The sequence below is a fragment of the Micromonospora sp. LOL_014 genome, assembly GCF_048060245.1.
Taxonomy (GTDB): Bacteria; Actinomycetota; Actinomycetes; order Mycobacteriales; family Micromonosporaceae; genus Micromonospora_E.
In genome coordinates this window covers 1-9,511 of the sequence record NZ_JBHMIP010000057.1, presented here as the reverse complement: position 1 = coordinate 9,511, position 9,511 = coordinate 1, and the positions used below count along the sequence as shown (strand labels likewise).

Genomic DNA, 9,511 nt, shown 5'->3' with positions numbered 1-9,511 from the left:
CGCCGAATCCCATCGAAAACCCCAGCTCAAGAGCCCCTCAACCGACTACGCAACAGCCCTGCCAGTTACCGGCCATGGAGCCGGGGCACCGTACGATGTGACCGCCCGAGCCAGTTCCGGCCACCTGGCCCACACGGAGGACGGAACGCCCGGCCAGAAATTGGCCCGATTCGGTCACTCCCGGCAGTAGTACGACTCGTACTCGTACAGCGCCGTTCGGCCCTCCCCGCGGTCGCGCTCGGAGAGGGTCAGCAGCTTCACGGAGACCATGACGTGCTGCCCCGTCCCGCCGGAACCCGCGTCACACCACACCTCCACCGTGTCCGTCTTCGGCAGCTCACGCGGGCCGATCACCAAGATCGTCACGACGTACGCCCTCCGCTCGAACCGGTGGGATCGAACCGGGCGAGCACGGCGGCCCGCTCCCGGCGAGACAGTTCCGGTGTGTGCGCCCAACCGGACAGCAGACGTTCGGCGCTGGGCCGATCGGTGGCCTCGAACGCTCGGAGCGCGTTCTCCACGCGGTCGATGACAGGGCTCTTGCCGGGCGGGTAGAGCGCCATCAGCCGGGCGGGTGCGAGTTCGTCCGGTGGGGCGGGGAAACTATTCATCGGGTCGGACCTCCCGTGTCCGATCAAGGCCCCGGGTTGGCGTGTCCGCGCCGCTCGGGGCCGCCTTGTCTGGCCAGGGGTGGGTACGTGGATCGTCCAGCGAACTCCGCCGCTCACCACCGGCCCCCGTTCCGGGCTTGCCGACCGGGCTCCGGATCACCCGATGCCGGCGGCGGGTCGGTAAACCGGCAGCCGATGTGCCGTTGCCGCCACTGCCGCAGTCCTTCCCGGAGCCGTTCGGACTCGGTCCGAGCGGCATCGCTCTGTCGGACCAGCCGATCCAGCTCGTCGGCGAGAAGCCCCAGATAGACGTACACCTCGTCGGGGTCCAGCCCACGCCACCGCGACCCGAACCGGACCGCCCTGACCTGGTGCGGTTCGACCTGATGCTTCACGCCCTCGAACACGGCGCAACCCCGATCCCGCGTCTCCCGATCCCTGCTGGCACACGCGAATCATGAGCCACACTTGCAGGAGTAGTCAATAGGGTAGAGCTGATTGGGTAGACCCGAAGATGCCTACCGTTCGGCTCATGACCGGAGGACCGGGCGAGTTGATGGGTCCGTACGAGATCGCCGAGTACCTCGGCGTGTCCCGGCAGCGGTTCCAACAGATCGCTCGCCGACCCGGCTTCCCCAAGCCCTACCAGGAGCTACGCGGCATGAAGGTGTACCTCGCTGCCGAGATCACCGAGTGGGCGAAGCACAACCGGCCGCCGCGCCCGGACGCCGACGAGTAGCCTTCTCCGCCCTCCGAGTCGGCAGCGCGGACCCGGCCGGCTCGGGCGAGGTACTGATCCACGTCCTTCCATGTACGTCGTCATCTGTCGGCGGCGCGCGCCGGCAGGTCACACGCCCGACACTCCGCCAACCGACTCGGCATGTCCCGCGAGGGTCTCCCTCGCCTGGGCCAGCGCATCGGCGTCCGGCCGGTTCCGCATCGCCGCCGCCACCGCATCCAAGGGCATCCCCTGCGGGTCACCGTCAACTGCCGCCGCCACCCCACGGCCAGTAACCGGAAACGCGGATCACGCCCGATGTCCGTCTGCCCCGGCGTCCGCCGCGGCAACGGCGGCCGGTCCGGCGTCGGACCCGCGTTGACCATGGGCTGTCGGGTCCGTTGGTACCTGTTGTCGGGAACCTGGTTCCTGTTCAAGCTTCTCTCCTTCGCGGGAAGGACCGTCGGGAATCTCTTCGGACGGAGAAGTGCGTGTCGACTGAGACCGCGAAGCGGTGCGGCCGGCGGTTGCGTTTCGTACCTTTGCGATCAGTCACGGACGGCCAGGGACCGGGCGGAAGGCCGGAGGACTCCATCTGGTCTGGCTGCGACTACAGAAACTAGTGCAGCCCCGCGTAAGTTCTTGACGGGTCATGCGGCCTTGAGTGGGCGGCCGTCGTAGGTCCAGCGGAAGGGTTTCGCGGTCCGGTTGTAGTGGGTGAAGAACTTGAGGATCTTGTTGGCGAGGTGTTCGCGGGAGGTGAACTCGCCACGACGTAGCAGCCTGCGGGTCAGGATCGAGAAGACCAGTTCCACCATGTTCAGCCAGGACGCGTGTTTCGGGGTGTAGGTCACGCTGAACCTCGGGTGTGCGGCCAGCCAGGCCCGGGTGGCTTTCGAGGTGTGACTGGACCCGTTGTCCAGGACCAGGTGAATCCGCAGGTGGGCAGGGGTTTCGAGGTCGATCTCGGTGAGGAAGTCGAGGAAGGCGTCGGAGTTGTTGCGGTCGATGATCTTCGGCCGGACGGTGCCGTCGGCGACGTCGAGGGCGGCCATCAGTGAGACGGTGCCGTGTCGGCGGTACTCGAACTCGCGGCGTTCCGGGCGGCGGTGCCCCGCGCGGCGGGTCCGGTATCGGCGCGACTTGGCCTGAATACCGGTCTTCTCGTCCACGCTGAGCAGCACCGTTCCGGCGGGAACATGCTGGTAGAGAGTGCAGATCTGCTCGGCACGGGCGAAGAAGCCGGGCTCGTCGGGCCGGTTGAGCCAGCCCCGGACCCGGTGCGGTTTGATGTCGACACCGGCCAGGATCCGCCCGACCTGGCTGGCGGAAATCGCGATGCCGTGCCGCTGCCGCAGGTGCCCGGCGATCAGCGGGTGGGTCCATTGGGCGTCGGTGTCGGGTGGCTCACTGGTCGCGGTCGCGATGATCAGCAGGTGTACGTCGATGTCGTAGAGCGGCGGGCGTCCCGGGCGGGGCCGGTCGTTAAGGGCGCGCATGCCCCGGGTGCGGTAGTCGCGGCGGGTCTTGCGCACGGTGGCCACCGTGCAGCCGACCTGCCGGGCGATCTGCGCGTTCGGGACCCGGTTCGCGGCGGCGAGCAGGATCCGGGCCCGGCGGACCTGCCGGAACTCTGCGCTGGCCTGCCCGGCGATCCGGGTCAGGGCCTTGCGGCGGCGCCGGGTCAGCCGGACCCGGTCGACAGGTTGCAGCCTGGCCATCAGCGGCAAGCCCTCATTCCATGATCGACAACGGTGACGATCATGGACGATGCCGCAGGCACGGGCGTGTCGGCAGGTGACGACACGCCCGGAGTTGATCACACTGGACGCCGTGCCCGTACCCAGCAAACGCGTCAAGGACGACCTCGCCGCCGACCTCGACCACCACGCCTCACAGGTCTGGCCCGGCCTGGAAGAAGTCACCATCCGCTGGCGCGGCAGCCACGGCTACGTCACCGCCTGGACCAGCGAAAACGACGGCGTACCCGTCTGCCGCCTCAAATACCTCGGCTTCGACGACGTCTACGGCTTCGCCCTCCACGACCCCGCCACCGACACCTACACCGACAGCCTGCTCCCCGACGGACACCCCGAAGGCAGCCCACAAGACGCCCTCGACTGCGCCGTACGACTGCACCTGACCGGCATCGCCGATCAGCCCCTCAACGACGAAGACGACTGACAACCCAACCCCGTACAGCCCGTCAAGAACTTACGCGGGGCTGCACTAGACAGCACCAGCTCCATCGCTGGTAACCCCACGATGGGGCTCGCACTACGGGGGTCACCTAGTCTCACAAGAAGCGATACAGTGCATCGATCGTCATGATCACATTCCGAGGAGTCGCGTGGACCCGTCGACATCGCCTCGTGGGCTACCTCGCCGCCTGCTCGGTGACCGGCGCGTGGTGGAAGCTCTCGCAACCCGTACCTTCAGCACCGTCTTCAGTGCGGCGAAGGCAGCAGGGCTCAGCTTCAACGCCATCGCCGCCGCCACCAGACTGAAGGCCGAGCGGGTCAGCCTGATCGCACGAGGCGAGGGCCGTATCACCGGCATCGATACCATCGAACGTATCGCCGATGGCCTCCGCATCCCCGGTGCCATGCTCGGCCTCGCTGCCCGATCCTGGGAGGACGACGCCAACGACATCGCGGCAGAAACACGTTCCGCGAGGGAGGATGAGTCCATGTACCGCCGTGAGCTTCTGCGTACGGCCCTCGCCGCCGGCTTGACCGCTGCCCCGCTGAACCACGTCGCGGACGTCCTGGCCGTCGCCGACCGCGCACTGTCCGTCGGCGGCCCGGCCGACCTTTCGCGGCTGGAAGCGGCCACAGAGCAGCACAGCTTCGGGTACGGCGGACGCGTCCCCACCGACGTCCTCGCCGACCTGCTCGCCGACTTCGCCGATGTCACCCAACTGCTTCAGCGTCCGCAGCCGGCCACCGCCCGGGTCGCGCTGGCCAGGATCACCGGGCAACTCGGCGGGATGACGGCAGTCGTGCTGCACGATCTCGGCAACCGGCGTGAGGCGTACGCCTGGTTCGGCACTGCGGCCCGCGCCGCCGCGGAGTCCGGCGACCGGTCGCTGCACGCCTGGGTCCTGGCCCGCAAGGCGATGGTCCCGCTCAACTTCGACGCGCCGCAGGCAGCGACTGAACTCGCCGAGCAGGCGCGCCGCACCGCTGGCCAGGGACCGACCGCCGCCGCAACCCTGGCCGCAGCCGTCGCCGGCCGCGCCTACGCCCTCGCTGGACGCCGCGACAAAGCCAACTCGGCACTACGCGACGCCGACCAACTCGCCGACACTCTGCCCGAATCGGAGCGAGCCGATTCCTGGTTCGGCCACTGCGAGCAGAAGCACCACGTCCACCTGTCCCACGCCCTGAGCGTGCTCGGCGAGACCCGCCGCGCACGCGAAAGCCAGACGTACGCGCTCGCCCTGTCGGCCCCGACCAGCACACTCACCCGCACTCTGCTGCGCATCGACGCCGCCACCTGCCAGCACCGCGACGGCGACACCATCGGCGCCTGCCAGTCGGCAGCCGCTGCGCTCGCGGACGCTCCCGCCCACCAGCGCACCGGTCTCACTCGCAGCCGCGCGGTCGACTTCTACCGCAGGGTGCCTGGCCCGATTCGGTCCGCTCCGGAGGTGCGAGGGTTGGCGGAAATGCTCGCCGCGTAGCACGCCGAGCCGAAGCACTGCACGAGCCGGGGTAATGATCGAACGCTGCCGTCGACGTACTGCGACACAACGGGAGCCGACAGGCTCTGCTCTGGTCCCGTCTTTCCGACTCCACCAGCGTCAGTTGTCTGACACAGCTTGCTCGAAGTTCCCGACTCGGAGCATCTGTGACCGATAAACGCCTGGCCAGCAGCTCCCGACCCGTATCTCGTTGCACAGCAGCACGACGTACGGTCCGCTGATCCGCTGCCCGAGGACGAGTCGTTTCCACTTGCCGGATCCGACCCGGTGAGCGACAATTTCCGCATCGACCTGTCGACGAATACCGGACGGGAGGTGAGACAGCCACGCCGAGCACTGCGGCCTCCATCGAGGACGGACAAGCCATCGATGTAGGCAAGATTAGGTGCCGGAGTTGCGGCGAAATGTCGATTGCAGCAACCTCCGACACGCCCGGGATCCGGGGGAGGCTGGCGGAAAGATCCCAAAGTACGCCCGAGCTGCAAAAACTCACCTTGCAGAGATCATCTGAGCCGTCACCAAGATCATGATTATTATGAGGTTGCCCTCGGAGCACCATGTTTGCCCAGCTCAGACGGCCCGACATTTCAGACACGGTCCCCGGACACACGAAAACCGCGCCGGATTGAAACAGGCAGAAATTCTGCTTCTTCATCACCTCGAGCAGGTCCCCGGACACACGAAAACCGCGCCGGATTGAAACATAGTGAATGCGTGCTCGTGTTCCATATTCCCTGTCCCCAGACACACGAAAAACCGCGCCGGATTGAAACAACCATCAGGGGAACTCGGGGAGGGTAAAAACCTCCTTGTCCCCGGACACACGAAACCCGCGCCGGATTGAAACCGGCGGTAGTCGCTCTTGCGGAACTCGAACTCGGTCAGTCCCGGACACACGAAAACCGCACCGGATTGAACCCGTCAACTTTAGACATTGCAGAGCCCTTCTTGAGGCTGGGGGAAGGGTTACCACAACACACCCGAAGGTCACGGCAAGCGGAGGCGGGCGGGACCCGGTCGGTCATGCCGATGCCCAGCTGCTCGTCGACTTCGGCGGATCAACCGGGTCGACTGGCGCGTTCAACCCCACCCGGCTGCCCTGCGGCAGCGACAGCACATCCATCGATTGAAGCCGATCGCATCGGTGAGGCGAAACCATCGCCGAACTGGCCACCCCACGTCACCGACAACCGGCTTTCTCCTAATCCAAGAGGATACAATCCGTTGAGTAGTATCGATGCCCGACTCGGCTAGCCACCCACGCCAAACGTAAAATTTGCGCATTTCACCACAAAGCATTTCGCAGTCGCATGTCAGACTAATAACCGTCGCCGCACGCTACGATATGTATAGTCGTCACCGAACATTGTTCGATGTGGCTGCGCACAACTAGTTTCGACGAGGAGAGCGGCGTCAGTGCAACCATATCCACCAATCTACCCCTCAGACCCTACCCGTCGACGTTCCCCAGGCTCCGCGCGTGCGTTTTTTTTGTGGACCTTAGTATGGATATCATTCGCCATCTCGGCAGCGCTTTTCCTCGCGACCGCACTTGGTTGGTCAGGCAGAATTTCTACAATCCTTGCAGCCGGCCAGGCACTTCTTGGCGCCATACTCACAATACCAGCTAGGCGCTCTACAGATCTTGGTCTTGGACTTAAGATCCTATGCCTTCTCTTAACCCTTTTATCACTCAGCGTGGCCTTATTTGCAACCTGGACGTTTCGAGACACTCCCCCCGAACTGGGGCCACTAAGACCACCGGAACAAAGGACAATTGGCGACATAGTCAGTGAATGCGGCACGCCTTCAGTAAGAGTTCTTACCGAAACGCCGACTGTAGACTATAAGGCGAGAGCCGTTTTTTCCTCATCCTCAGGAGGCGGTGACCTTGTGGCGGTGCTTATAGACCCAAACGTATATCCAGACCCAGATGCAAACGACTTAAGGCTTGATGTCATTGGATGCAACGGAGACGAGTGGGAAAAAATATTTTCGCACCCGATCGAATCCCGCGGATGTGGCTACTTCAAGCTGCAAGTCGTACAATTGAGGACGCATAGCGAACAGGAAATCGTGGCCTCGAGAACGTGTGGTAGCGGCGGATTTCTGAGCTTCAAGATTCTTGGTTTCGACGAGAGCTCGCGGGAATTTGAGATTCTACATGAGAAAAAAGATCTTCAAAGTGGAGAGGTGGCACAGAGGGCCGACCATATTGTTATTGTAAATAGCACGGAAGTTCGTGGCCTAAAGTGGATCGGGAACAAATTTGTCGATATCGGAATTTTACCTGAACCCCCTCCGCTAGAGGGTAAACAAATTGCCTATTGGTGGAAGGGAGATAAAGGATACGCCGACATATTGCGAGTAAATGTGGAACCCCACGAAAGGATCTACCTTGTTTGGGACAGAGCGCGCGATACCTCAAATTACACCACACCAAGAATTCTAGCCGATAGCGTTAGCTACGAGCACGGAATAACCGCCGGTCCGCCACCATTTTCGTTCCTCACGGACGACAGCGGCCAGAGTTACTTGGAAATATTTTCTTACAATGTTGAGGTAAATATCCGAATCTCGCCCGACGGCGATCACGCTCACGCCATCATTATCACCGCCGCATCCTGATTCGCCTTTTGCCATCCAGAAATTACGCCGATAAATACCAAGCCCGGGGCGCGTGCTCTGCCGCTGCGACACCCTGACTGTGTAGGCAGCGGTGGACACCGGGCCGAGCGGCCGTTCGCGTGCTCGGGGGCGGACGTGGGGGCGTCACCGCTCGTCGGGTGCCTGGTGCCCGGCCGCCCACCAGGGCTGCAGCGGGTACGCGCCCCGGGGGGTCTACGGCCGCTCGGTGGCCGGGAAGTCGACGCCGTTGGGTGGCTGCCGGCGCTGCACCACACCGGCGCGGGTCAGGGCTGACTTGTAGACACCGATCGCGGCCATCCGCCCGTCCCGCCCGGCCGAGGTGATCGTGGCGAGGATGCCGACCACCGGGGAGTCTGCGTCGTCGAGGCCGTACCGGATGTCGGAGACCCGGACCGTCATCGACCGGTCGCCGAACACCCAGTCCGCCTTACCGAGATGCAGCGTGTCGCCCACCCGGATCAGATCGCGGTCGGTCATCAGTCGTCCCGCCCGTCGTGCACGTACCCGTCCGGCCACAACCCGGCGTACTGCAACACCGCCCGCACCCGACGCGCCCGGCTCTGGTCCCAGCGGTCCAGCACGGCCATCGCGCTGGTGAACGGCGGGCAGAACGCCGCCACCTCACACACCCGGCACTCGGCCAGCCGACTCGGCATGTGCCCGGCTACCGTCTCCCGCGCCTGGGCGAGCACATCCGCGTCCGGCCGGTTCCGCCTCGCCGCCGCCACACCATCCAAGGGCGTCCGCTGCGGGTCTTCGTCAGACGCCGCCGACAACCCATGCGCGGCCAGCAACCGGAAACGCGGATCACGCTCGATGTCCGTCTGCCCCGGCGTCCGTCGCGGCAACGGCGGCCGTTCCGGCGTCGGACCCGAGTTGACCCTGACGTACGGGGTCAGGTGGTGTCTGTTGGCGGGGCCTTGGTTCCTGGTCACGTTTCCCTCCTGAGAAAGGTCGGGTAGCAATCCTCTTCGTACTTCCTATGTGGATCGGTCCGGCTGATCCCACGTCCGCCCACAGGTCAGGCAGCGACGACCCCCGCAACGCTGGCCACAAGCAGGGAGTCGGTGCGAGGACGTCAGTGCGGCGGCGGAGTGGTAGTGAGTTCGCCGCATTTGGGGCACCAGCGGCTCTTGACCCGGAATGAGAACAGCCCGGCCAGGAACCCGAGCAACGCGGCGCTGGTCAACGCGCAGATGTCCATGATCGTCTGCCTTCTCTCGTAGCAGTGCGGGGGTAGGGGTCGGACCGGTGGTTGCCGCCAGCGGCCCGACCCCAGCTCAACAAGGGCATTGGCGCTCGGCCCGGCGGTCAGATCGACCGTCGTCGCCAGCGCTTCCGGGGCGGGTTCTCCTCACGGTGCTGCCGCTGGTGTTCGCGCACCCGCTCCTCCCACGCCTGCTGGTCGTGGTCGTCCGGGTCGAACGGGTACCAGCGGTGCGAGCCGTCCTCGAAGTGCATGTCCTCGTCACCAGGCCGGATGACCGACATCAGCGCCACCACCCGATGAACCGCGAGTAGAGATAGCCGCAGCGGTAGTCGGGTAGGTCCGCCATCGCGTCCAGCAGACACGTCGCCATGTAGACCGACAGCGACACCACCGCACCCCCGTACTCGGCCAACAGCTCCCGCCGCCGCGTCTGACACGGCCACGGCAACCCGCAACCAGAGCACATCCAGGTCGGACGCGACGGGTAGTGCGCGGTCACCGGGTCTCCCCCGGCCAGTGACCCCGGTTGATCGGACTCCGGTGTCGCGCCCGGCAGGGCAGCACCGACCCGCACCGGCAGATCCGCCGCCACCTGGACCAGGACCACACCGGCCGAT

General features: G+C 65.1%; 13 protein-coding genes. 4 read left to right on the top strand and 9 right to left on the bottom strand.

The window, feature by feature from the left end; translation table 11 throughout:
- Positions 1-174 precede the first annotated feature (174 nt).
- From ACFHW1_RS28115 to ACFHW1_RS28105, 3 genes are all read right to left on the bottom strand, one after another.
- Positions 175-366 carry a hypothetical protein gene (locus ACFHW1_RS28115; RefSeq protein ID WP_416568006.1) on the bottom strand — a complete coding sequence of 64 codons (192 nt, stop codon included), beginning with the start codon at positions 364-366 and terminating at the stop codon, positions 175-177.
- Positions 363-611 carry a hypothetical protein gene (locus ACFHW1_RS28110; protein ID WP_416616589.1) on the bottom strand — a complete coding sequence of 83 codons (249 nt, stop codon included), beginning with the start codon at positions 609-611 and terminating at the stop codon, positions 363-365. Before ACFHW1_RS28110 ends, ACFHW1_RS28115 begins: the two co-directional genes overlap by 4 nt.
- 113 nt (positions 612-724) lie before the next feature.
- Positions 725-1,018, bottom strand: coding sequence for a DivIVA domain-containing protein (locus ACFHW1_RS28105; RefSeq protein WP_416616588.1), 294 nt, complete (start codon positions 1,016-1,018; stop codon positions 725-727).
- Between the two features lie 125 nt (positions 1,019-1,143).
- Here ACFHW1_RS28105 and ACFHW1_RS28100 point away from each other — a divergent pair, with 125 nt between their 5' ends.
- Positions 1,144-1,350 carry a helix-turn-helix transcriptional regulator gene (locus ACFHW1_RS28100; RefSeq protein ID WP_233605958.1) on the top strand — a complete coding sequence of 69 codons (207 nt, stop codon included), beginning with the start codon at positions 1,144-1,146 and terminating at the stop codon, positions 1,348-1,350.
- Between the two features lie 629 nt (positions 1,351-1,979).
- Here ACFHW1_RS28100 and ACFHW1_RS28095 read toward each other — a convergent pair.
- Complete coding sequence (locus ACFHW1_RS28095; protein ID WP_416616586.1) at positions 1,980-3,050, bottom strand: IS630 family transposase; 1,071 nt, start codon at positions 3,048-3,050, stop codon at positions 1,980-1,982.
- 112 nt (positions 3,051-3,162) lie between these two features.
- On the opposite strand from ACFHW1_RS28095, the gene ACFHW1_RS28090 reads away from it, so the two are divergent.
- The 3 genes from ACFHW1_RS28090 to ACFHW1_RS28080 all read left to right on the top strand — a co-directional run bounded on the left by ACFHW1_RS28090 (position 3,163) and on the right by ACFHW1_RS28080 (position 7,663).
- Positions 3,163-3,513 (top strand): hypothetical protein, encoded by a 351-nt coding sequence (locus ACFHW1_RS28090; protein ID WP_416592169.1) that lies wholly within the window; start codon positions 3,163-3,165, stop codon positions 3,511-3,513.
- A 226-nt stretch (positions 3,514-3,739) separates the two neighbouring features.
- A complete protein-coding gene (locus tag ACFHW1_RS28085; RefSeq protein WP_416616584.1) occupies positions 3,740-5,014 on the top strand; it encodes a hypothetical protein in 1,275 nt (424 codons plus the stop codon).
- Between the two features lie 1,437 nt (positions 5,015-6,451).
- Positions 6,452-7,663, top strand: a complete 1,212-nt coding sequence (locus ACFHW1_RS28080) for a hypothetical protein (protein WP_416616583.1) — start codon at positions 6,452-6,454, stop codon at positions 7,661-7,663.
- 213 nt (positions 7,664-7,876) lie between these two features.
- Here the strand turns inward: ACFHW1_RS28080 and ACFHW1_RS28075 are convergent, their stop codons facing one another.
- From ACFHW1_RS28075 to ACFHW1_RS28055, 5 genes are all read right to left on the bottom strand, one after another.
- Positions 7,877-8,161 carry a hypothetical protein gene (locus ACFHW1_RS28075; protein WP_281550637.1) on the bottom strand — a complete coding sequence of 95 codons (285 nt, stop codon included), beginning with the start codon at positions 8,159-8,161 and terminating at the stop codon, positions 7,877-7,879.
- A complete protein-coding gene (locus ACFHW1_RS28070) occupies positions 8,161-8,619 on the bottom strand; it encodes a hypothetical protein (RefSeq protein ID WP_416616582.1) in 459 nt (152 codons plus the stop codon). The genes ACFHW1_RS28075 and ACFHW1_RS28070 overlap by 1 nt, the downstream gene beginning before the upstream one ends.
- 143 nt (positions 8,620-8,762) lie before the next feature.
- The gene (locus ACFHW1_RS28065; RefSeq protein ID WP_416569121.1) at positions 8,763-8,888 is read right to left on the bottom strand and encodes a hypothetical protein; all 126 of its coding nucleotides are present in this window, start codon (positions 8,886-8,888) and stop codon (positions 8,763-8,765) included.
- 107 nt (positions 8,889-8,995) lie between these two features.
- Entirely contained in the window at positions 8,996-9,175 is a 180-nt protein-coding gene (locus ACFHW1_RS28060; RefSeq protein ID WP_416616581.1) for a hypothetical protein, read from the bottom strand.
- Positions 9,175-9,511: hypothetical protein (locus ACFHW1_RS28055; protein ID WP_416616580.1), on the bottom strand; the 337-nt coding region annotated here is incomplete at its 5' end. The genes ACFHW1_RS28055 and ACFHW1_RS28060, both read right to left, overlap by 1 nt.